Below are 21,921 nucleotides of genomic sequence, written 5' to 3'. Positions count from 1 at the left end.
AGGGCGGCCGGTCTCGGCCATTTCAAGACGTTCGCCTGTCCGGCACGCAAGGGCAGGCGACGTCGCACGGGTGGCGAAGTGCCACCCGGTCCGCCCGGCCTGGAATGCGTCCGGGCCGCAGGCATGGCTACAGGAGGGACGCCGTGACCACCGTGAACGACAGCACCGCGAGCGGAGTCGGTGCCGAATTGACCAACGAGGAGATCTTCGCGGCGCACGAGGGCGGCAAGCTCTCCGTCGGAGTGACCGCGCCGCTGGATTCCGCGCGGGATCTGTCGATCGCTTACACCCCGGGCGTGGCGCAGGTCAGCCGCGCAATCGCCAGCGACCCGGCGCTGGCCGACCGCTACACCTGGACGCAACGGCTGGTGGCCGTGGTCAGCGACGGCACCGCGGTGCTCGGCCTGGGCGACATCGGGCCGCGGGCCTCGCTGCCGGTGATGGAGGGCAAGTCGGCGCTGTTCAAGACCTTCGCCGGCCTCGACTCGATCCCGCTGGTGCTGGACACCACCGACGTCGACGAGATCGTGGAAACCCTGGTCCGGCTGCGCCCGTCGTTCGGCGCGGTCAACCTGGAGGACATCTCCGCGCCGCGCTGCTTCGAGCTGGAGCGCCGGGTCGCCGAGGCGCTGGACTGCCCGGTCATGCACGACGACCAGCACGGCACCGCAGTGGTCGTGCTGGCCGCGCTGCGCAACGCCGCCAAGGTCGTCGACCGAGAGCTGGAATCGCTGCGAGTGGTGATCTCCGGCGCGGGCGCGGCCGGTGTGGCCTGCGCGAAGATCCTGCACACCGCCGGTGTCGAGGACATCATCGTGCTCGACTCGCGCGGGGTGGTCCACTCCGCGCGGGACGGTCTGACGCCGGTCAAGCAGGAACTGGCCGAGTTCACCAACCCGCGTGGCATCGCCGGCGGGCCCGCGGAGGCGCTGCGCGGCGCCGACGTGGTGATCGGGGTCTCGGTCGGGCAGCTCCCGGAGGAGCTCGTGGCGACGATGTCCGACGACGCCATCGTGTTCGCGCTCTCCAACCCGGACCCGGAGATCCACCCGGACGTCGCCCGGCGGCACGCCAAGGTGGTCGCCACCGGCCGCAGCGACTTCCCGAACCAGATCAACAACGTGCTGGCGTTCCCCGGGATTTTCAAGGGAGCACTGGACGTCGGGGCGCGCGAGATCACCGACGGCATGAAGGTCGCGGCGGCCGAGGCGATCGCGGCGGTCGCCGCCGACGACCTCAGCGCGGACCACATCGTGCCCAGCCCGCTGGACCCGCGGGTGGCGCCGGAGGTCAGCGCGGCGGTCGCGAAGGCGGCGCGAGCCGACGGCGTCGCAACCGCGTGAGCCGTCGAGGCTGTCGTTCCGGGGCCGGACAGCGGTAGGTTCGGCTTGCAGTGGCGGGGCCGGGGGAGCCGGGCAGCGGCTCCCCCGGCCCCGCCGCATTGGCGGCCGACAACCGAATTTCGTCGGTCGGCGTCATCATGTCGGGCGACGGCTGTCACTCTTCCAGGGAATCGGTCCGTGCCCCGGCACCATGGGTTACTGCCGGTGCGCGGACCGGTAAGGTCAGCTGCACGGTTCGCTGTGTTGCACGTCACTCGCCGGTGGCGTGTCGGGTGTCCGCGGGCGGCGGCCGGGCGGCTGCTACGCAGGAGGGGTGCTGTTGACCGAGCGGAGCGAGAGGCACCGGACGACCTCCGGCGGTCTCGGGCTGGCCGGTGCCCGCGCCGAGGCGTTCGCGCTGGTTCCCCTGCCGGCCGCACCGGCCCTGCTCAGCACCGAGGACGGCGTCGTGGTGCGGGCGACGGAGCAGGCCGCGAAGCTCGCCGGCGAAACCTGCCCCGCCACCCTGGTCGGCTGCCGGCTCGCGGATCTGGTGGCGCGCGACGGGCAGGTTTCGCTGCTGCGGGCGCGCGGCGGCCGGATCCCGGTCCGCCCGCTTAGCTGGCCGCACGCCGACGACGAACGGCTGCGCGTCACGGTGCTGATCGACGTTTCGGACCTGACCGAGGCCTCGCCGGAGACGTCCGAGGCCTCCGAGAACGAGCGGCGTTGGCTGATCGAGGCGCAGCGGATCGCGAAGGTCGGCAGCTGGGTGTTCTACCCGGAAACCGGTGAGCTGTACCAGAGTCCGGTGCTCACGGAATTCCTCGGCGGCTCCGGTGCGGAGGGCGCCACCGACGCCTTGTCGATGATCGCGGCGACCCATCCCGAGGACCAAGACCGCGCCGAGGAGTTCTACACCGAGGTGCTCACCGCCCCCGAAGGAGAACTGCTGGAGGTCGAGCTCCGTGACCTGCCCGGCAAGCGGATCTACCTGTGCACCGGGCGCGCCGAGTACAACCGCTCCGGCCGGGTGGAGCGGGTGCAGGGCACCGTTCAGGACATCACCGAGAACCGGGCGCTGGAACGCCAATTGCGCGACGAGCGACGCAAGCTGCAGGACGCGCAGCGGATCGCCCGGCTCGGCACGTGGGAGTGGAATCCGCAGACCGATGTCTTCCGGTTGTCGCGGATGCTGCACGAGATCATCGGCAAGCCCACCACCGCGCACAGCACCTTCGACACCTACCTGGAACGGGTGCACCCGGACGACCAGGACTGGGTCCGGCGGGCGTGGCAGCCGCTGAAGGAGCAGCACGAGCCGATCGAGGTCGAGCACCGCTACGTGCGCATCGACGGCACGATGCGGATCCTGCGCCTGCACGGCACCGCGATCCGGGACGCGGACGGCCAGGCCGTCCTGGTCGGCACCGTTCAGGACGTCACCGAGCAGCGCGCCGTGGTGACCCGCATGGAGCGGTCCAGCCAGCGCTTCACCGACCTGGTCAGCATCACGCCGGTCGGGATCGGCCTGTTCGACCGGGCCGAGCGGCTGGTCGACGCCAACGACGCGCTGTGCGACCTGCTCGGCTACCGCCTGGAGCAGCTGCGCGGCATGACGGTCCCGGACATCACGCACCCGGACGAGCGGGAGACCGGCCTGCCCACGCCCGCCGAGCGGCCGGGCGTCCGGCGCCGGGTGCCGCAGCGGGTGTTGGTGCGCTCCGACGGCGAACCGGTGTACTGCGAGCTGCGCACGTCCTCGTCGGTGCAGGACGACGGCACCCAGTTCTGGCTGGTGGTGTTCCAGGACATCACCGAGCGGCGGCGTGCGTCCGAAGCCCTGCGCTACCAGGCCACCCACGACGACCTGACCGGGTTGCCGAACCGGGCGGCGGTCAAGGACCTGCTCAGCCACCTGCTCGGGCGCGCCGACTCGCACCGCGTCGCGGTGCTGTTCTGCGATATCGACAACTTCAAGCGGGTGAACGACTCGCTGGGCCACGACGCCGGGGACGAGCTGCTGGTCGCGCTGGCGCGGCGGCTGGAAGGCGGACTGCCGGGCGGTTGCACGGCCGCCCGGCTTTCGGGCGACGAGTTCGTGATCATCTGCCAGGACATCGAGGCGGTCGGCGGCGTCGATTCCCTGGCCACCAGGGTTTCCGGGCTGCTGCGCACCGCGGTACCGGTGCACGGCCAGCTGATCCGGGTATCGGCGTCGATCGGCGCCGCCGTGCCCAACGGGTCGCGTGCCGGCGGCGAGGACCTGTTGCGGTTCGCCGATGCGGCGATGTTCGAGGCGAAACGCCGCGGCGCCGGCAAGGTCTCGCTGGCCAGCCCCGCGCTGATGGCCTCGGCGGACCGCCAGCTGCACCTGGAGGGGCAGCTGCGGGAGGCGCTGAACAACGACGGCCTCGTCCTGCACTACCAGCCGGTGGTGAATTCCGACGGTGCGGTGGTCACCGCCGAAGCGCTGGTGCGTTGGCCGCATCCGGATCGCGGGATGCTCGCGCCGGACGCGTTCCTGCCGGTCGCGGAGCAGGGCGACCTGTTGCGGGAGCTCGATCGCTGGGTACTGCGGACCGCGCTCCGGGAGGCGGCGACGTGGCCTGCGCGCGGCGGCCGCCAGGCGGGCGTCGCGGTGAACCTGGCGGGTCTGGTGCCGGGTGGGCCGGAGTTCGTAGACGCGGTCGCCGATATCGTCGCCGAGTCCGGCATCGCCTGGAACCGGGTGATCCTGGAGCTGGTGGAGACGGCGCTGGTGGACCTGCCGTCGCGGACCCGGCACGAGATGGGCGAGCTGGTCGCGCGCGGCGTTCGGTTCGCCGTCGACGACTTCGGCACCGGCTACTCGTCGCTGGCCCGGTTGAAGGACCTGCCCGCGCAGATCATCAAGGTGGACCGCAGGTTCGTCGCCGGGGTCGGCGGCGACGCCTCGGACTTCGCGGTGGCGCGGGCGGTCGTGGACATGGCCCGCGCGATGGGCCGCCTGTGCGTGGCCGAGGGCGTGGAGACGGCGACGCAGTTCCACGTGCTGTGCGGGGTCGGGGTGGACGCCTACCAGGGGTGGCTGTTCTCCGGAGCGATCCCGGCCCACGAGTTCCGCGACCTCCTCGAACTAGGCCCGCTGCCCATCCCGGGAACGTGAGTCCGTGAGTGTTTGTGGGTGCTATAGCCCCCACAAACACTCACGGGCTCTGAACTGCGGAATTGAGGCGCTACGCCGTCATCGAGCGGACGAGTTCGGCGATCCGGTGGCGGGGCAGGTCGATCAGGCGCAGGTCCAGGTCGTCCGCGTTGGGCGCGAGCTCGGCGATGCGGTCCTTGGCCTCGCGCTTGGTCAGGCTCTCGTCGGAGTAGGTGATCAGGCCTTCCCGCCAGATGTTGCCGACCTTGCCGTGCGCCCGGTTCAGCAGGTAGCGCGCCACGGACGGGGTTTCCACCGCGTCCGCCACCACAACCGCGTGCTTCGAGTCCGGGCTGCTGCGGTGGAACCGCAGCCGGTACTTCGCCGCGACGAGCTCCGACAGGGCGTGCTGCGCGCGCTCGCTGGTGCTGTCCGGGTGGTTGTTGTCGACCACGAATCCGGCGCGTTCGGCGTTGCACGCCAACAGCATCCGCAGTAGCCACGGCCCCGGATCGTTGCGCAGGTCGAACACCGGTGCGCCCTGCTGCTGCCGGATCGGCCGGGGCCAGCCAGGATCCCGCAACGTCGCGACCGGGCCGCCGACGCGCTCACCGACCGCCTCCAGGAACTCCGCCGGCGCCGAGGCCTCCAACGCCTCCACCGACTGGGGGCCGTGCGTGTAGATCCCCGGCGCTTGACGCAGGGCCAGCTTGCGGGTGTGCGCGGTCGGCTGGCACACGTACAGGTCGCTCGCGCTGCCGATGGCCTGCGCCCCGAAGTACCGGTGGAAACGCGGCAGGATCGCCTCGAACACCATGCCCAGCCGCAGCAACTCCTGCTGCACCTTGTGCCCCAGCGCCGGGGTCCGCGCGCTATAGCCGTAGGCGATCAGGAGCCGGCTGTGCGGGCCAGCCAGGCATTCGGCGGCCCGCGTGGCGAACAGCCCGATGCCCTCCGGGGTGTAGGGCGGATCGGTGAACACCAGGTCTGCGCAGCCTTCCAGTACCGGCGGCACCCCGAACCGCAGGTCGGCGTGCAGGGTGCGGATGGCGAAGCCCTGTTCGGCCGCGACCGAGTCGATGTGCGCCAGGATCCGTTCGTCGAGGTCCACCACGGTCACCGACGCCGATGGCACGACCAAGCTCAACGCCAACGACGTCAGGTCGTGATCGCCCAGGCAGAGTAGCTGCGCGCCGCGCAGGTCGTAGTTGTCGCGCAGCCATTCAGCGCGGCGCAGCGCGGTTTCCGGCGTAGCCGTCACGTGGTCGAGCGCCGCGGCGGGCGCCGGGCCGCTCTCGACGAAACCGCGCATCCGCTCCAGCTGCTCGGCCCCAGCGGGCGGGGCGGGGCGCAGCTCGTCCAGCGCGAAGCGCTGCCGGTAGCGGTTACGCGTTTCAGGCGTCAGCCGGTACGTCTCGCCGGTGGCTTCGACGTCGGGCCCGGCGGCGGCGAGCAGGTCCTCGACCGTGCGCCGCGCGACGGCCGTCCTGCGGATCAACTCATCGAGCGGCAGCGCGCCTTCGGCGAGCTGGGCGAGGATCTCGCGCAACCGTCGGGCGAGGACTCCGGCGTCGGCGAGTACCGCGTGCACGGCGTCGATGGGCTCGGGAGTTGCGGGGTGCTGAGCAGTGTTCATCGGGTTCCCAACCTTACGGCGTGCCCCGCGGCACCGCCGCCGCGCCGGGCTCCCAATCGGTGGGATGGTGCAGCTGGGACGCCCCGAGAAGATCACGCGACGGTATCGGTCGATCGCACGATTGCACCGATCGAGCTAGGGTCGGCCAGGTTTGGGGGACCGCGACGATCTACGAGGGGGCTCGGGTGATCGAGTTCCAGGCCGTGCGCAAGCAGTACGGCAACGGCACTGTCGCCGTCCACGAGCTGAGTCTGTCGGTGCAGACCGGCACTATCACCGTGCTGGTGGGGCCGTCCGGGTGCGGCAAGACCACCTTGATGCGGATGGTGAACCGGATGATCGAGCCGTCGTCGGGGAAGGTGCTGGTGGGCGGCACCGACGTGCGCGAGCGCGATCCCGCGCAGCTGCGCCGCGGCATCGGCTACGTCATCCAGCAGGCCGGGCTGTTCCCGCACCGCAACGTGCTCGACAACGTGGCGACGGTGCCGCTGCTGCACGGTCGCAGCAAGCAGGAGGCGCGGCGGCGGGCCGGTGAGCTGCTGGAGCTAGTGGGGCTACCGCAGGAGTTGGGCAAGCGCTACCCGGCCCAGCTCTCCGGCGGTCAGCAGCAGCGCGTCGGGGTGGCCCGGGCATTGGCCGCCGACCCGCCGGTACTGCTGATGGACGAGCCGTTCAGCGCGGTGGACCCGGTGGTGCGGGAGGGCCTGCAGGACGAGCTGCTGCGACTGCAGGACGAGCTGGACAAGACAGTGCTGTTCGTCACCCACGACATCGACGAGGCCGTGAAGCTTGGCGAAAAGGTCGCAGTGCTGCGCCAGGGCGGGCACCTCGCCCAGTACGCCCGGCCCGACGACCTGCTCGCCGACCCGGTGGATGACTTCGTGACCGCCTTCGTCGGCCGGGACCGCGGCTACCGGCGACTGTCCTTCGTGGACTCCGAGGGCGTGCGCCCGGAGCCGGTGGTCACGGTCGAGCTGGGCACGAAGGTACCGCCGGAACCGCGCTGGCGCTTGGCGGTCGACGGCGACGGCCGACCGCGGGGCTGGCTCCCGCCCGAGTCCAATGTGGATGGTGAGCTCGCCGAGGCGCAGCTCGTCGCCGGTGGGTCGCTCTACACCGAGCACACCCCGCTGCGCGGCGCGCTCGACGCAGCGCTGTCCGCGCCGTCCGGACAGGGTGTCGTCGTCGACGGCGATGGCCGGTTGGTCGGCGTGATCACCACCGGCCACGTGCTCGACGTGATCGCACAGCACCGCCGCCGCGTCGGCGAAGGGCCGCCATGATCGATTTCTTCGAAAGCCCCAGCAACCGGGAAATGGTGCTCGGCCAGCTCGGCGAGCACATCTACCTCGCGCTGGTGCCGCTGCTGCTCGGCGTGCTGGTGGCGCTGCCGCTGGGGCGCCTCGCGCAGCAGGTGCGCTGGCTGCGCGGCTTGCTGCAGGGCGGGGCCAACGTCTTCTACACGATCCCGTCGCTGGCCCTGTTCGTGATCATCCCCGGGCTGGTGGGGACGCCGCTGCTGTCCTCGGTCAACGTGATCATCGCCCTGACGCTCTACACCGCGGCGCTGCTGGTGCGGCCGGTCCGGGACGCGCTGGACTCGGTGCCCGCGCACATCGTCACCGCCGCGACGGCGATGGGGTACCGGCCCGGACGGCGGTTCCTCGCCGTGGAGCTGCCGCTGGCGGTGCCGGTTCTGGTCGCGGCGGTCCGGGTCGCATCGGTCAGCAATATCAGCCTGGTCAGCGTCGGTGCGCTGGTCGGCATCGGCGGTCTGGGACGGCTGTTCACCGCCGGATTCCAACTGGACTACCCGGAGCAGATCGTCATCGGCATCGTGCTGACCCTGCTGCTGGCCCTGGTGGTCGACCTGCTGCTGGTGGCGTTGTGGCGGCGGTTGACGCCGTGGGCGCGGGCGGCGGTGAGCCGCGCATGATCAGCGAGCTGATCGCCTGGTTGACCTACCCGGCGCACTGGACCGGGCCGGGCGGGATCCTGGCGCAGACCCTGCTGCACCTGTACTACTGCGTGGTCTCCGTCGCCGCCGCGTCCGTGGTGGCCGTGCCGCTGGGTATCTACATCGGACACACCGGGCACGGAGCGGTTCTCGTGGTGGGGATCAGCAACGCGATGCGGGCGCTGCCGACGTTGGGCGTGGTGACGCTGCTGGTGCTGGGCTTCGGGCTCGGGGAGGGCCCGGCGTTGGCCGGGCTGGTCATCCTCGCGATCCCGGCGATCCTTTCCGGCACCTACGCGGGGGTCCGCAACGCGCCCGCCGACGCGGTCGATGCGGCCAAGGGCATGGGTATGACGCCCGTGCAGCGGCTGTGGCAGGTGGAGCTGCCGACCGCGTTGCCGCTGCTGTTCGGCGGGGTGCGCAGCGCGATGCTGCAGGTTGTCGCCACCGCAGCCGTCGCGGCCTACGTCGGGCTCGGCGGGCTGGGACGGATCCTGCTGGACGGGCTGAAGATTAGCGACTACGCGCAGATGGCCTCGGCCGCGATCGTCATCGCGGTGCTCGCGGTCCTGCTCGACTTGGTGTTGGCCGGCGCGACCCGGCTGTTGGTGCCGCGCGGTCTGGTGCTGGCCGCCCGACGAGGAGGTAAGGATTGATGAAGCGGTTGCTGATGTGCGCCGCCGCGGCGGCGTTGCTGCTGACCGGCTGCGGTTCGCAAAACCCGTTGGAGGCCAACCGGAACCAGGGCGGCGCGCTGGTGGTCGGCTCGGCCGACTTCGCCGAGAGCGAGCTGCTGATGAACATCTACGCCGAGGCGCTGAAGACCACCGGCGCCGAGGTGGAGACCCGCCCGCGCATCGGCGCCCGGGAGTTCTACGTGAACGCGGTGCGCAACGGGGAGCTCTCGGTGGTCCCCGACTACACCGGGAACCTGCTGAAGTACCTGAACCCGCAGGCGTCGGCGACCGAACCCCAGCAGGTCTACGAGCAGCTCAAGCAGGCCGTGCCGGGCGAGATGGAGCTGCTGGAGCAGTCCCCGGCCGAGGACTCCGACGTGCTGACCGTCACCGCCGCCACCGCCGGTACCGGGGTGCGGTCGATGGCTGATCTCGGGCCGCGCTGCGGCGAGTTCGTGCTCGGCGCGCCGGCGGAGTGGAAGTCCCGCTGGGAAGCCAAGATCGCGGAGGACTACGGCTGCCGGTTCAAGGAGATCCGCCCCGTCGAGGCGGGCACCATCACGGTGGACGCGTTGACGTCCGGCCAGATCCAGGTGGCGAACCTGTTCACCACCTCGTCGCAGATCGCGGCGAACAACCTGGTGAAGCTGGCGGACCCGAAGAACATGTTCCCGGCGCAGAACGTGGTTCCACTGGCGCACAAGGGGAAGCTGACCCCGCAGCAGGCCGAGGCGCTGAACAAGGTGTCCCGCGCCCTCGACACGGACAAGCTGACGGAGCTCAACCGGAAGATCGAGGTCGACAAGGCCAACCCGGCCGATGTCGCCAAGGAGTTCGTCGCCTCGGCCGGCCTCTGACGTTCAACCCATGCCCGTGAGCACTTTTGGGTGCTATAGCACCCAAAAGTGCTCACGGGCACGCATTCTCCTAGGCCGAGCGGCCGCTGATCCTGGTGGTCAGTTCCGCCGCCGTTCGGTGGACCTGGGTGGCCAGGTTCGGCCAGGTCTCGGCGCAGGGTTCGCCGCCCGGGGTTTCGCAGAAGTGGCGGAAGGTGACGCTGATCGCCGCGATGGGGCGGGCCCCGTGGTCGAACACCGCGCACGCCACCGAGGCGAAGCCCGCCGTCACGAAACCGTCCTCGATCGCCCAGCCGCGTCGGCGCTCCTCCGCCAGCAACCGGCGCAGTTCGGGCAGGTTCCGCGGGCCCCGGTCGGTCCGCCGCACGAACCGCTCGCTCGACGGCAGCACGGCCCGCACGTGCGCGGCGGGCAAGTGCGCGAGCAGCGCGCGCCCGGACGCGGTCAGCTGCGCGGGCAGCCGGACACCGACATCGGTTACCAGCGTCTGCGGCTGGGACGGGCGTTCCTTGATCAGGTAGAGCGACTCGCCGCCGTGCAGGACGCCCAGGTGCGCGGTGCGGCCCACCTCGTCCACCAGCCGGCGCAGCAGCGGCCCGGCGAGGCGTTCCAGCGGGTCGTGGCGCAGGTAGGCCGAGCCGAGCTCGAAGGCCGCCATGCCCAGCCCGTAGCGTCGCTCCTCCGGCAGGTGGGTCACGAATCCGGCGGTGACCAGCTCGGCCAGCAGGTGGTAGGTCGTCGACCGGGGCAGGCCCAGGTCACGGGCGATGACCCCGGCCGACACCGGCCCGGCGCGGCCCGCGAGCACCCGCAGGATGGCCAGCCCGCGTCGCAGCGCGGGAACGTCGCTGCTGCCGCCCACGACCCTCCGTTCGGGGATTGGTGTCTGGAACTCCATGGTGTCTGGAACTCCAGACACTCTCACCCTAACCGGGCTTCTGCCGACGGCGCAGTAGCGCTGATATGGAGTTATGCAGGACAACGTGCTCAATGTCGGTCCGGAGCCGCTCGACCGCGACGAGGTAGTCGACGTCGCCCGCGGCGGCACGCGCGTGGAACTGACCCGGCTCGCCGAGCACGGCATAGCCGCGACGCGGAAGCACATCGAAGCGCTGGCCGCCGAGCAGCGCCCCACCTACGGGGTGTCGACCGGGTTCGGTGCGCTGGCCGTGCGGCACATCCCCAGCGACCGGCGCGCCGCCCTGCAACAGTCCTTCGTGCGCTCGCACTCGGCGGGCGCCGGCCCTGCCGTCGAACCGGAGGTGGTGCGGGCCCAGATGCTGCTGCGCCTGCACACGATCGCGACCGGGCGCACCGGCGTCCGCCCGGAAACCGCGCACGCGCTGGCCGGGATGCTCAACGCCGGCATCGTGCCGGTGGTGCACGAATTCGGCTCGCTCGGCTGCTCCGGAGACCTCGCGCCGCTGGCGGCCGTCGCGCTCGCCCTGACCGGCGAAGGCGACGTCTTCGACGCCTCGGGGCGGCTCCGCCCGGCCGCCGAGGCGCTGGCCGACGCCGGGATCGAGCCCGTGGTGCTCGCGGAGAAGGAAGGCCTGGCGCTGACCAACGGCACCGACGGCATGCTCGGCATGCTGGTGCTCGCGCTGGACGACCTGTCCGCGCTGCTGGACGTGGCCGATGTGACGGCGGCGATGAGCGTGGAGGCGCTGCTGGGCACCGACCGTGTGTTCGCCGCCGACCTGCAGCGCCTGCGCCCGCACCCGGGGCAGGCGGTTTCCGCGGCGCGGATGTTGGCGCTGCTGGCGAATTCGCAGATCGTGGCCAGTCACCGCGGGCCCGAGTGCACGCGCGTGCAGGACGCGTATTCGCTGCGGTGCGCACCGCAGGTGCACGGCTCGGCCCGGGACGGTGTCGGCTACGCCGAGACCGTGGCGGATCGGGAGCTCGCGGCCACCATCGACAACCCGGTCGTGCTCGACGACGGCCGGGTGGAGTCCAACGGCAACTTCCACGGCGCCCCGTTGGCCCATGCGCTGGACTTCCTCGCCATTCCGCTGGCGGACGTCGCGAGCATGGCCGATCGCCGCACCGACCGGATGCTCGACGTCGCGCGTTCGCACGGGCTGCCCGCGTTCCTCGCCGATGACCCGGGCGTCGACTCCGGGCACATGATCGCGCACTACACGCAGGCAGGGGTGGTCGCCGAGCTGAAGCGGCTCGCGGTCCCGGCGTCGGTCGATTCGATCCCGACAAGCGCGATGCAGGAGGACCACGTGTCGATGGGCTGGTCCGCCGCGCGCAAGCTCCGCCGCGGCATCGACGGCCTGACGACGGTGCTCGCGATCGAGCTGCTGACCGCCGCGCGAGCCCTGGACCTGCGCGCCCCGCTGAAGCCGGGCCCAGCCACCGGCGCGGTGCGGGACCTGCTGCGCACCCGGGTCCCGGGCCCCGGAGCCGACCGCCACATCGCGCCGGAGATCGCCGCGGCCGAAGAACTGATCCGTTCCGGCGCGGTGCGCGAAGCCGTCGCCGGCTTCATGAAATCCACAGTGGACCGGAGGGTGCCATGAGTAGCCCTGTGTCAACCCCAGTCCTCCTCAACCGCACCTCAGGGGACCGTGATGCAAGCCAGCCACAAGAAACCGCGGAACGCGAGATTGAGCCGGACGCCACCACCACTGTGAATCGCGGAGAGGCGGAACTGTCATGAGCGAAGCCCGACCCGTGCGCGCCCCGCGCGGGACGACGCTGACCGCGCGCAGCTGGAGCACCGAAGCGCCGCTGCGGATGCTGCAGAACAACCTCGATCCGGACGTCGCGGAGCGGCCCGACGACCTCGTCGTCTACGGCGGCACCGGCAAAGCGGCCCGGAACTGGGCTTCGTTCGACGCGATGGTCCGGGAACTGACCACGCTGCGCGAGGACGAGACGCTGCTGGTGCAGTCCGGCAAACCGGTCGGCGTCCTGCAGACCCACGAGTGGGCGCCGCGGGTGCTCATCGCCAACTCCAACCTGGTCGGCGACTGGGCGAACTGGACGGAGTTCCGCCGCCTCGACGCGCTCGGCCTGATGATGTACGGGCAGATGACCGCCGGGTCGTGGATCTACATCGGCACCCAAGGCATCCTGCAGGGCACCTACGAGACGTTCGCGGCGATCGCGGCCCGCCGCTTCGGCGGCAGCCTCGCGGGCACCCTGACCATCACCGCCGGTCTCGGCGGCATGGGCGGCGCGCAGCCGCTTGCGGTAACGATGAACGACGGCGCCGCACTGGTCGTCGAGTGCGACCCCGAGCACGCGCACCGCCGGGTCCGGCACGGCTACCTCGACGAAGTCGCCGGCGACCTCGACGCCGCGATCGAGAAGGCCGTCGCCGCGAAGAACGACCGGCGCGCCTACTCGGTCGCCGTGATCGGCAACGCCGCGGAGCTGCTGCCCGAGATGCTGCGGCGCGGCGTGCCCGCGGACATCGTGACCGACCAGACCTCCGCGCACGACCCGCTGTCCTACCTGCCGCTGGGCGTCGACCTGGCCGACTGGCGCGACTGCGCGGCCAAGAAGCCCGACGAGTTCACCGAGCGGGCGCGCGATTCGATGGCCAAGCACGTCGAGGCGATGGTCGGGTTCCTCGACGGCGGCGCCGAGGTCTTCGACTACGGCAATTCGCTGCGCGGCGAGGCCGAGCTCGGCGGTTACGAGCGGGCCTTCGCCTACCCGGGCTTCGTGCCCGCGTACATCCGGCCGCTGTTCTGCGAGGGCAAGGGCCCGTTCCGGTGGGCGGCGCTGTCCGGCGACCCGGCCGACATCGCCAAGACCGACCGGGCGATCCTCGACCTGTTCGGCGACGACGAGCACCTGGCGCGGTGGATCCGGCTGGCTGGCGAGAAGGTTTCGTTCCAGGGGCTGCCCGCGCGGATCTGCTGGCTCGGCTACGGCGAGCGGGCCGAGGCGGGCCTGCGGTTCAACGAGATGGTGGCCTCCGGCGAGCTCGAGGCGCCGCTGGTGCTCGGGCGGGACCACCTGGATTGCGGGTCGGTGGCCTCGCCGTACCGGGAGACCGAGGCGATGGCCGACACCTCGGACGCGGTCGCGGACTGGCCGCTGCTGAACGCCCTGGTCAACACGGCCTCCGGCGCGACGTGGGTGTCGCTGCACCACGGCGGCGGGGTCGGCATGGGGCGGTCGCTGCACGCGGGCCAGGTCACGGTCGCCGACGGCACCGAACTGGCCGCGCAGAAACTGGCGCGGGTGCTGACCAACGACCCGGGCACGGGCGTGATCCGGCACGTCGACGCGGGCTACGAGCGAGCGGACGAGGTCGCCGCCGAACGCGGCATCCGAACTCCGCTCGTCGGCTGAGCACCCGTGAGCGTTTTTGGGCGCTATAGCAACCAAAAACGCTCACGGCCTCGGAAAGATCCAGGGCGGGCAGTTCTGCCCGTGACGCGGGTGTTCGGGAAGGAGCGGCTGTGGCGGGACCGAACGAGTTGATGGCGGCCATCGCCGATGTCGGCGCGGACCGGCGCCGGGGCGGGTACTCCCGGCACGTCTTCGACGATGCCGAACGGGAGTTGCGCGAGTGGTTCGTCGAGCAGGCCGAGGCGCGCGACCTGCGGGTCACCACCGACCGGAACGCCAACATCTGGGCGTGGTGGGGCGAGCCGGGCGATGACGCGGTGGTGACCGGCAGCCACCTCGACTCGGTGCCCGGCGGCGGGGCGTTCGACGGGCCGCTGGGCGTGGTCAGCTCGTTGAGCTCGGTGGACCTGTTGCGGGCCAAGGAGTTCACCCCCCGAAAGCCGCTCGCGGTGGTGGTCTTCGCGGAGGAGGAGGGCGGCCGGTTCGGCGTGCCGTGCCTGGGGTCCATGCTGCTGGCCGGGACCATCGACGCGGACCGGGCCCGCGCGCTCCGCGACCCGAACGGGGTGACGTTCGCGGAGGCCATGAGCTCCTTCGGCGCGGACCCGGCGCGGCTGGGGCGGGACGAGGAGGCGTTGCGGCGCATCGGGCAGTTCGTCGAGCTGCACGTCGAGCAGGGGCGCGGCCTGATCGACCTGGGGCGGCCGGTGGCGGTCGCGTCGTCGATCCTGGCACACGGCAGGTGGCGATTCCGGTTCGGCGGTCAGGGAAACCACGCCGGCGCGACGCTGATCGCCGACCGCCACGACCCGATGCTGCCCGCGTCGCGGCTCATCCTCGAAGCGCGCCGGATCGCTGAAGGCGTCGACGGCGGACGGGCGACGGTGGGGCGGCTGGTCCCGAACCCCGGCGGCACCAACGTCATCGCGTCCACTGTGGACTTGTGGTTGGATGCGCGGTCGCCGGACGACCGGTCGACGAGGTCCATCGTCGAGGACCTGTCCGGGGCGGCAGGGGAGTTCGCTGCCGCGGAGGGCTGCCAGGTCGAGGTGGTCGAGGAATCCTACGGGGACACCGTGCACTTCGACACCGCGTTCCGCGACCAGCTCAGCGGCCTGCTCGACGACGCGCCGGCGTTGCCGACCGGGGCCGGACACGACGCGGGGATCCTCGCCGCCGAGGTGCCGACTGCGATGCTCTTCGTGCGCAACCCGACCGGCATCAGCCACGCCCCGGAAGAGCACGCGGAGCCCGACGACTGCGATTCCGGTGCACACGCGCTCGCCCGGGTCCTGGAAAACCTCGCGGGGTGACGCGGATGGCCATGTACTGGTGCGAATGGGCCTGGCTGCCGGGCGGCCCGGAGCGGGGCGTGCTCTTCGAAGTCGATGGCGGCCGCATCAGCGCCGCAGGTCCGGCCCGAACCCCGCCCGAGCACTCCGAACGGCTGCCGGGAATGACGCTGCCCGGGCTCGCGAACGCGCATTCTCACGCCTTCCACCGGGCGCTGCGCGGTCGGCACAACGGCGCGCGCGGCACCTTCTGGACCTGGCGCGACCAGATGTACCAGGTGGCGGCGGTGCTGGACCCGGACAGCTACTACCGGCTCGCCCGCGGCGTCTACGCCGAGATGGCGCTTGCCGGGATCACCTGCGTCGGCGAGTTCCACTACGTGCACCACGCCGCGAGCGGAACCCGCTACGACGACCCGAACGCGATGGGCCACGCCCTCGTGCAGGCAGCGCAGGACGCGGGGATCAGGCTCACGCTGCTCGACACCTGCTACCTGGCAGGCGGTTTCGGCAATCCACTGGACGGTGTGCAGCGGCGCTTCTCGGACGGCGCTGCGACTAGCTGGATCGACCGGATCGATCAGTACACTATGGACAGAGATCGGGTTCGTCTCGGAGCCGCCCTGCATTCGGTCCGCGCGGTACCCGCCGAGGAGATCCCGGAGGTGGCGGGCTGGGCTCGCAAGAGCGAGGCGCCGTTGCACCTGCATCTTTCCGAGCGGCGCGCCGAGAACGAGGCATGTCTGGCGGCGCATGGCTGCACGCCGACCCAACTGCTGGAATCGCACGGCGCGCTGGGCGCGGATGTGACGGCGGTGCACGCCACCCACCTGGCGGCATCCGATGTGGCGCTGCTGGGCGGTAGCGGGACCGGGGTGTGCCTGTGCCCGACGACCGAGGCCGACCTGGCCGACGGGATCGGTCCGGCGGCGGCGTTGCGCGTCGCGGGAAGCACGCTCGCGATCGGCAGCGACGGGCATTCGATGATCGACCCGTTCGCGGAAGCCCAGGCCGTCGAGTCGTACTCGCGGCTGAACACCGAGACCCGCGGGCACTTCGCGGCCGACGAGTTGCTGGAGATGGCGACCACGGCCGGGCACCGGTCGCTCGGCTGGCCCGATGCGGGCTGGCTCGGCGTCGGCGCCCGCGCCGACTTCGTCGCCGTGGATCTCGGGTCGACCCGGCTGGCGGGCGTTGCGCCGGAGGCCGTCCCGGCGGTCGCGCGGGCCGACGATGTGCGGGTCGTGATCGCCGATGGTCGCCGCATCGTGCAGGACGGTCGCCACCAGGCGATCGACGCGGCGGGAGAACTTCACGACGCGATCAGCGCGCTTCGCGCGTAAGCAATTGGCGATACCAAGAACAGAAAGCAACAAACGATGACAAGCACTGTTATTACTGGAATCGGCGAGCTGGCGACAAACGACGACGAGCTCGGCACGCTCACCGACGCCGCGCTGGTCATCGACGGTGACCGGGTCGTCTGGGCCGGGCCTGCGGCTAGCGCCCCGGACGCTGACGAGCGGTTCCACGCCGCCGGGCGAGCGGTCCTGCCGGGCTGGGTCGACAGCCACACGCACCTGGTGTTCGCCGGGGACCGCACCGCGGAGTTCGCCGCCCGGATGGCCGGAAAGCCCTACCAAGCCGGCGGAATCGCGGTGACGGTGCGGGCGACGCGGGGCGCCACCGACGAGGAACTGGCCGCCAACCTGCGCAAGCACATCGCCGAAGCGGCGGCGCAGGGCACGACGTGCATGGAGACCAAGACCGGCTACGGGTTGACGGTCGCCGACGAGTTGCGGTCGGCGAAGATCGCCGCCGAAGCCGATGAGGTCACATTCCTCGGCGCGCACCTCGTGCCACCGGGCGAGGATGCGGACGCCTACGTGGATTTGGTGTGCGGGGAAATGCTCGATGCGGTGGCCCCGCACGTGGGTTGGTGCGATGTGTTCTGTGAGAAGGGCGCATTCGACGTAGACCAGTCCACACGGATCCTGGAAGCGGCCAAGGAACGCGGACTGGGCTTGCGCGTGCACGGCAACCAGCTCGCGCCCGGGCCCGGCGTGCGGTTGGCCGTCGAGATGGGAGCCGCGAGCGTCGACCACTGCACCTATCTCGCGGAATCCGATGTGGACGCGCTGGCCGGTTCTGAAACCGTGGCGACGCTGCTGCCCGCTTGCGACCTGTCGACGCGGCAGCCGTTGCCGGACGCCCGGGCGCTCATCGACGCTGGCGCCACGGTTGCCTTGGCATCCAACTGCAATCCCGGTTCCTCCTACACGTCGTCGATGGCGTTCTGCGTCACGACGGCTGTGCTGCAGATGCGGATGAGCATCGAGGAAGCGGTGCACGCGGCGACCTGGGGAGGTGCGCGTGCGCTGCGCCGGGAGTCCGGTGATGGCGCGGTCGGCGTGCTCCGGCCCGGCGCGCGGGCGGACGTCCACATCCTCGACGCCCCGAGCACGACCTGGCTCGCCTACCGCCCCGGCGTCCCCCTCACCTACGCCGTCTGGCGCCGCGGAAACCGGATCCGCTGAACGCCGGCAGACCACGGTTGCGCCTGATCAGGACCCGTGAGTGGTTTCGGGCTATGGGGCTGCTCGGGATCTCGTTGTGCGGCAGCCGTGCGTCCTTGTTGGCTGGTGTGGAGCGAACGGCCTGCTCGCGTTCGATAGGAGGTGTGAAGTGAACTGTCCGTTCGCTCGCACTCATCACGGGACCCTGGATAGTTCGGGTGCCCTGGCCCGGCGAGGGAATGTTAAGTGCCTCGGCGCTTCAAAGACACGAGTGGCCCCACCACGGCGCCACACCGAAACATCCTCTATAGATCCGCGTTCCCCGCAGCACATCCAGCCAGCGGGTAACACTTCCGTCCACACTGGACCACGGCAAGCGGTCATTCGGCGAAACTTGCTGGTCAACGCGCGCTAGAGGGCCGCTTCCTCACGGCGGGCGAATGGTCCCGCGTTCCTTGTTCGCCAGCAGTGCATCCAGCACGACGCGGACCAGCGGGTGGTCCTCCCGCCCACACTGGACCGCGGCGAAGACGCGGCGGGTCGGCGGTCTGCCCGCGACCGGTAGCGCAACCACGCCCTGATCACCAGCGATGGCCGTGCGGGGTACCAGCGCGACACCGGTGCCCGCCGCGACCAGCGCCACCACGGCGTGGAAATCGTCGGAAGTGTGCGTGATGTTCGGGACGAAACCCGCGTTCTCGCAGCACACCTGCGCCACCGCGCGGCAGGGGTTGCCCGGCAGCGGCGCGATCCAGTCGTCGTCGCGGAGCTCGTCGAGCGCGACCGCGTCCGCCGCGCTGAGCCGATGCTGCGGCGGCAGCACGACGTCGAACGGCTCGGTGTAGAGCGGAAACCGGCTCACCCGCCGGGCATCGGCCTGCAGCGTCGAGGTGTACTCCATCGAGATCGCGATGTCGATCTCCCCGGCCAGCAGCATCATGAGGCTGTTGTGCGCCTCGGCATCGCGCACCAGCACCCGCACATCGGGTGCCCGCTGCCGCAACGCGACGATCGAAGGTGCCACGACCTGCGTGATCGCCGACGCGAACGACGCCACCTCCACCGTGCCGACGGTGCCCGCCGCGCAGGCCGCCAGGCTCGCCTCCGCTCGCTCCAACTCGGCCAGCACCGCCTTGGCGTGCTCGACCAGCAGCTCACCGGCCGCGGTCAGCCGGACACGACGACCCTGCCGGGCCAGCAGCGACTGCCCGACCTCGTTCTCCAACGCGGTGAGCTGCTGCGACACCGCCGACGGCGTCAGGTACAGCTTCTCCGCAGCAGCGCGCACGGTGCCGTGGTCGGCGAGCGCGCGGAGCACCAGAAGCCGCCGCGGGTCAATCACCGGGCGATGATACCCATCCGTTCGCGGGCCGCGACGAACGCCGAAACCGCACGTTCTACGTCGTCGGCGCGGTGCGCGGCCGACATCTGGGTGCGGATACGGGCCTTGCCCACGGGCACCACCGGGTAGGAGAAGCCGATGACGTAGACGCCCTCCCCCAGCAGCAAGTCCGCCATCCGTGCGGCCTCGGCCGCGTCGCCGATCATCACCGGAATGATCGGGTGCTCGCCCGGCAGCAGGTCGAAGCCCTCCTCGGCCATGCGGCGCCGGAACAGCGCACTGTTGTGACGTAGCCGCTCCCGCAACTCCGGCTGCGCAGCCACCAAGTCCAGCGCGGCCAGCGAAGCCGCCACGATCGACGGCGCGAGCGAGTTCGAGAACAGGTAAGGCCGGGAGCGCTGCCGCAATAGCTCGACGATCTCGGCCTGCCCGGACACGTAGCCGCCGCTCGCCCCGCCGAGCGCCTTGCCCAGCGTCCCGGTAACGACGTCGACCCGGTCGGAGACGCCGAACAACTCCGGGGTGCCCGCCCCGGTCGGCCCGGTGAACCCGACCGCGTGCGAATCGTCGACCATCACCAGCGCCCCGTACTTCTCGGCGAGCGCGCAGATCTCGTCCAGCGGAGCCAGGTAGCCGTCCATCGAGAACACGCCATCGGTGACGACGAGCTTGCGCCGCGCGTCGGTGTTCTCCTGCAACAGCCGCTCCAGGTCGGCCATGTCGCGATTCCGGTACCGGCCGCGGCGGGCCTTGGACAGCCGGATGCCGTCGATGATGCTCGCGTGGTTGAGCTCATCGGAGATCACCGCGTCGCGATCGTCGAGGAGGGTCTCGAAAACCCCGCCGTTGGCATCGAAGCACGAGCTGTAGAGGATCGTGTCATCGGTGCCGAGGAACCCCGAGAGCCGCCGTTCCAACTCCTTGTGCGGGGCCTGCGTGCCGCAGATGAACCGCACCGAAGCCATCCCGAAACCCCACTTCGCCAGCGCCTCCTCGGCGGCGGCGAGCAGCGCGGGATGATCCGCCAACCCCAGGTAGTTGTTGGCGCAAAAGTTCAGCAGCTCGGCGCCGCCGACACCCACTCGCGCGCTCTGCGGCGAATCCAGCACCCGCTCGTCCTTGTACAGCCCGGCGGCCCGGATCTCGGCCAGCTCAGCCCGGACGTCGTCAGCGATCGTGTACATCAGGCGGACCCCTTCGTTGTCCAGTCGAGGATGACCTTGCCGCAGCGGCCGCTGCGGGCCGTCTCGAACGCCTCGGCGTGCTCCGTGTACGGGAAGCGGTGCGTGATCACCGGCGTCAGGTCCAGCCCGGACTCCAGCAGCACCGACATCGAATACCAGGTCTCGAACATCTCGCGCCCGTAGATGCCCTTGACGGTGAGCATCTTGAACACCACCGCGCTCCAGTCCAGCGAGAAGTCCTCGGCCGGCAGCCCCAGCATCGCGATCCGGCCGCCGTGCGCCATGTTCGCCACGACCTCCCGCAACGCCTCAGGCTTCCCGGAAACCTCCATCGCGACGTCGAAGCCCTCGCTCAGCCCCAGCTGCTGGTGCGCGTCGGCGACCCGCGCCCGCGAAACGTCCACGGCAAGATCCACACCGACGCGGCGCGCCAGCTCCAACCGGTGCTCGCTGACGTCGGTGATCACCACGTGCCGCGCGCCCGCGTGCTTGGCCACGCTCGCCGCCATCAACCCGATCGGCCCGGCACCGGTGATCAGCACGTCCTCGCCTACGACCGGGAAGCTGAGCGCGGTGTGCACCGCGTTGCCGAACGGGTCGAAGATCGCCGCCACGTCCGGATCGACCTCGCCGCGATGAACCCAGACGTTCTGCTCCGGCAGCACCGCGAACTCGGCGAACGCGCCGTTGCGGTGCACCCCGAGACCTTCCGTGTGTGCGCACAGGTGACGGCGGCCGGCGAGGCAGTTGCGGCACCGGCCGCACACCAGATGCCCCTCGCCGCTGACGAAGTCGCCGACCGCGGCCCGGGTGACTGCAGCACCGGTGGCCACCACCTCACCGGCGAATTCGTGCCCTACCACCAGCGGGGTCGGCACGGTGCGGGCCGCCCACTCGTCCCACGACGCGATGTGCAGGTCGGTGCCGCAGATCCCGGTGCGCATCACCCGCACCACGACCTCGTCCGGGCCGGGCGCCGGGTCGGGGAGTTCGGTCAGCTCCAGGCCGGGCGCGGGCGTGGTCTTCACCAGAGCGCGCAAGGTTCCTCCGCTCTCGACGGCTTGTCGCAACGGAGTCTGTCCCGGTGCGGTGGGCAGGTCCATCGCGACTTTCTGCACTGGCTGGTTAGCGGCACTGCACAGCACGCCGCGCCCCATCCGCCTTCGACGAGTGGGGCGCGGCGCAGCCGGATGGTCATCCCTTCCAGGACGACCCGCCCTGCAGCGTCTGCGCCTGCTGGGTGGACGACTGGAAACGCTGCTGCCCGTGCGGGGTGGACGACTGGGTGTGGTGCTGTTGCGTTTTCTGGTACTTGTGCTGCTCGTTCACGCTCACCTGGCCGTGCTTGGTCGGCCCCTGCGGCCCACCGACGGCACCGGCGATCTCGGCGAGGATCTGGTCCGGGGTCGACGGCCGTGGGGCGTCGCTGGCCGCGGCCGTTCCGGCAGCCCCCAGCACGGCAAGACCGGTGAGCAGGGCGCCGGCGAGAAGACGTCGCATGAAAATCCTCCGAAGTGTATTGGAATTGCCAGCGCAGAGGCGATCACACATCGGCCGCGCTCGCCGCACACATCACTCCGTAGTGGATCAAGCACCCCGCTCAGCCACCCGGCCAGGGGAGCACCCCTCGGCTCTTCCGCCGCGCCGGGCCGGAGCAAGGGAACCTTCCTGTCACCGACGGTCGCGCAGGA

General features: G+C 71.0%; 17 protein-coding genes. 11 read left to right on the top strand and 6 right to left on the bottom strand.

Going from position 1 to position 21,921, the window contains the following annotated elements:
* The first annotated feature begins 143 nt into the window (after positions 1-143).
* Together ACRXBZ_RS14195 and ACRXBZ_RS14190 are read left to right on the top strand one after the other, a co-directional pair.
* Positions 144-1,343, top strand: a complete 1,200-nt coding sequence (locus ACRXBZ_RS14195) for an NAD(P)-dependent malic enzyme (protein WP_433879536.1) — start codon at positions 144-146, stop codon at positions 1,341-1,343.
* Between the two features lie 313 nt (positions 1,344-1,656).
* Positions 1,657-4,470, top strand: a complete 2,814-nt coding sequence (locus ACRXBZ_RS14190; RefSeq protein ID WP_433879535.1) for a sensor domain-containing protein — start codon at positions 1,657-1,659, stop codon at positions 4,468-4,470.
* 70 nt (positions 4,471-4,540) lie between these two features.
* Here ACRXBZ_RS14190 and ACRXBZ_RS14185 read toward each other — a convergent pair whose 3' ends face one another.
* Complete coding sequence (locus ACRXBZ_RS14185) at positions 4,541-6,085, bottom strand: bis-aminopropyl spermidine synthase family protein (protein WP_433879534.1); 1,545 nt, start codon at positions 6,083-6,085, stop codon at positions 4,541-4,543.
* 185 nt (positions 6,086-6,270) lie between these two features.
* On the opposite strand from ACRXBZ_RS14185, the gene ACRXBZ_RS14180 reads away from it, so the two are divergent.
* The 4 genes from ACRXBZ_RS14180 to ACRXBZ_RS14165 are packed head-to-tail and all read left to right on the top strand — an operon-like array spanning position 6,271 to position 9,576.
* On the top strand, positions 6,271-7,368 hold the full coding sequence (locus ACRXBZ_RS14180) for an ABC transporter ATP-binding protein (protein WP_433879533.1): 1,098 nt from the start codon (positions 6,271-6,273) through the stop codon (positions 7,366-7,368).
* Positions 7,365-8,021, top strand: a complete 657-nt coding sequence (locus ACRXBZ_RS14175) for an ABC transporter permease (RefSeq protein ID WP_168585221.1) — start codon at positions 7,365-7,367, stop codon at positions 8,019-8,021. Before ACRXBZ_RS14180 ends, ACRXBZ_RS14175 begins: the two co-directional genes overlap by 4 nt.
* On the top strand, positions 8,018-8,698 hold the full coding sequence (locus ACRXBZ_RS14170; protein ID WP_433883875.1) for an ABC transporter permease: 681 nt from the start codon (positions 8,018-8,020) through the stop codon (positions 8,696-8,698). Before ACRXBZ_RS14175 ends, ACRXBZ_RS14170 begins: the two co-directional genes overlap by 4 nt.
* Positions 8,698-9,576, top strand: coding sequence for an ABC transporter substrate-binding protein (locus ACRXBZ_RS14165; RefSeq protein ID WP_433879532.1), 879 nt, complete (start codon positions 8,698-8,700; stop codon positions 9,574-9,576). Before ACRXBZ_RS14170 ends, ACRXBZ_RS14165 begins: the two co-directional genes overlap by 1 nt.
* Positions 9,577-9,646: 70 nt before the next feature.
* Here ACRXBZ_RS14165 and ACRXBZ_RS14160 read toward each other — a convergent pair whose 3' ends face one another.
* A complete protein-coding gene (locus ACRXBZ_RS14160; RefSeq protein WP_433883874.1) occupies positions 9,647-10,438 on the bottom strand; it encodes an IclR family transcriptional regulator in 792 nt (263 codons plus the stop codon).
* A gap of 109 nt (positions 10,439-10,547) precedes the next feature.
* Between ACRXBZ_RS14160 and hutH the strand changes: the two genes are divergently transcribed.
* From hutH to hutI, 5 genes are all read left to right on the top strand, one after another.
* Positions 10,548-12,107: a histidine ammonia-lyase gene (gene hutH / locus ACRXBZ_RS14155; RefSeq protein WP_433879531.1), complete on the top strand. Its 1,560-nt coding sequence runs from the start codon at positions 10,548-10,550 to the stop codon at positions 12,105-12,107.
* A gap of 136 nt (positions 12,108-12,243) precedes the next feature.
* Complete coding sequence (gene hutU / locus ACRXBZ_RS14150; RefSeq protein ID WP_433879530.1) at positions 12,244-13,896, top strand: urocanate hydratase; 1,653 nt, start codon at positions 12,244-12,246, stop codon at positions 13,894-13,896.
* A 131-nt stretch (positions 13,897-14,027) separates the two neighbouring features.
* Positions 14,028-15,209: an allantoate amidohydrolase gene (locus ACRXBZ_RS14145; RefSeq protein ID WP_433883873.1), complete on the top strand. Its 1,182-nt coding sequence runs from the start codon at positions 14,028-14,030 to the stop codon at positions 15,207-15,209.
* Between the two features lie 5 nt (positions 15,210-15,214).
* A complete protein-coding gene (locus ACRXBZ_RS14140) occupies positions 15,215-16,531 on the top strand; it encodes a formimidoylglutamate deiminase (RefSeq protein ID WP_433879529.1) in 1,317 nt (438 codons plus the stop codon).
* 36 nt (positions 16,532-16,567) lie between these two features.
* A complete protein-coding gene (hutI, locus tag ACRXBZ_RS14135) occupies positions 16,568-17,725 on the top strand; it encodes an imidazolonepropionase (RefSeq protein ID WP_433879528.1) in 1,158 nt (385 codons plus the stop codon).
* Positions 17,726-18,131: 406 nt separating this feature from the next.
* Here hutI and ACRXBZ_RS14130 read toward each other — a convergent pair whose 3' ends face one another.
* The 4 genes from ACRXBZ_RS14130 to ACRXBZ_RS14115 all read right to left on the bottom strand — a co-directional run bounded on the left by ACRXBZ_RS14130 (position 18,132) and on the right by ACRXBZ_RS14115 (position 21,730).
* Positions 18,132-19,046: a LysR family transcriptional regulator gene (locus ACRXBZ_RS14130; protein ID WP_433879527.1), complete on the bottom strand. Its 915-nt coding sequence runs from the start codon at positions 19,044-19,046 to the stop codon at positions 18,132-18,134.
* Entirely contained in the window at positions 19,043-20,230 is a 1,188-nt protein-coding gene (locus tag ACRXBZ_RS14125; RefSeq protein ID WP_433879526.1) for a glycine C-acetyltransferase, read from the bottom strand. The genes ACRXBZ_RS14130 and ACRXBZ_RS14125 overlap by 4 nt, the downstream gene beginning before the upstream one ends.
* A complete protein-coding gene (tdh, locus tag ACRXBZ_RS14120) occupies positions 20,230-21,270 on the bottom strand; it encodes an L-threonine 3-dehydrogenase (protein ID WP_433879525.1) in 1,041 nt (346 codons plus the stop codon). Before tdh ends, ACRXBZ_RS14125 begins: the two co-directional genes overlap by 1 nt.
* Before the next feature lie 154 nt (positions 21,271-21,424).
* Positions 21,425-21,730 (bottom strand): hypothetical protein, encoded by a 306-nt coding sequence (locus ACRXBZ_RS14115; RefSeq protein WP_433879524.1) that lies wholly within the window; start codon positions 21,728-21,730, stop codon positions 21,425-21,427.
* Between the last annotated feature and the right edge of the window lie 191 nt (positions 21,731-21,921).

The organism is Saccharopolyspora hattusasensis, assembly GCF_050972075.1.
GTDB classification, from domain to species: Bacteria; Actinomycetota; Actinomycetes; order Mycobacteriales; family Pseudonocardiaceae; genus Saccharopolyspora; species Saccharopolyspora hattusasensis.
The sequence above is the reverse complement of the archived record's forward strand: the minus strand, read 5'-3'. Positions and strand labels throughout refer to the sequence as shown.

What these genes read in the sequence shown, in the direction of transcription:
- ACRXBZ_RS14185 (WP_433879534.1), bottom strand. Translation starts at nt 6,085, where the DNA reads ATGAACACTGCTCAGCACCCCGCAACTCCCGAGCCCATCGACGCCGTG.
- ACRXBZ_RS14175 (WP_168585221.1), top strand. Translation starts at nt 7,365, where the DNA reads ATGATCGATTTCTTCGAAAGCCCCAGCAACCGGGAAATGGTGCTCGGC.
- ACRXBZ_RS14170 (WP_433883875.1), top strand. Translation starts at nt 8,018, where the DNA reads ATGATCAGCGAGCTGATCGCCTGGTTGACCTACCCGGCGCACTGGACC.
- ACRXBZ_RS14165 (WP_433879532.1), top strand. Translation starts at nt 8,698, where the DNA reads ATGAAGCGGTTGCTGATGTGCGCCGCCGCGGCGGCGTTGCTGCTGACC.
- hutH (WP_433879531.1), top strand. Translation starts at nt 10,548, where the DNA reads ATGCAGGACAACGTGCTCAATGTCGGTCCGGAGCCGCTCGACCGCGAC.
- hutU (WP_433879530.1), top strand. Translation starts at nt 12,244, where the DNA reads ATGAGCGAAGCCCGACCCGTGCGCGCCCCGCGCGGGACGACGCTGACC.
- ACRXBZ_RS14145 (WP_433883873.1), top strand. Translation starts at nt 14,028, where the DNA reads ATGGCGGCCATCGCCGATGTCGGCGCGGACCGGCGCCGGGGCGGGTAC.
- ACRXBZ_RS14140 (WP_433879529.1), top strand. Translation starts at nt 15,215, where the DNA reads ATGGCCATGTACTGGTGCGAATGGGCCTGGCTGCCGGGCGGCCCGGAG.
- hutI (WP_433879528.1), top strand. Translation starts at nt 16,568, where the DNA reads ATGACAAGCACTGTTATTACTGGAATCGGCGAGCTGGCGACAAACGAC.
- ACRXBZ_RS14125 (WP_433879526.1), bottom strand. Translation starts at nt 20,230, where the DNA reads ATGTACACGATCGCTGACGACGTCCGGGCTGAGCTGGCCGAGATCCGG.
- ACRXBZ_RS14115 (WP_433879524.1), bottom strand. Translation starts at nt 21,730, where the DNA reads ATGCGACGTCTTCTCGCCGGCGCCCTGCTCACCGGTCTTGCCGTGCTG.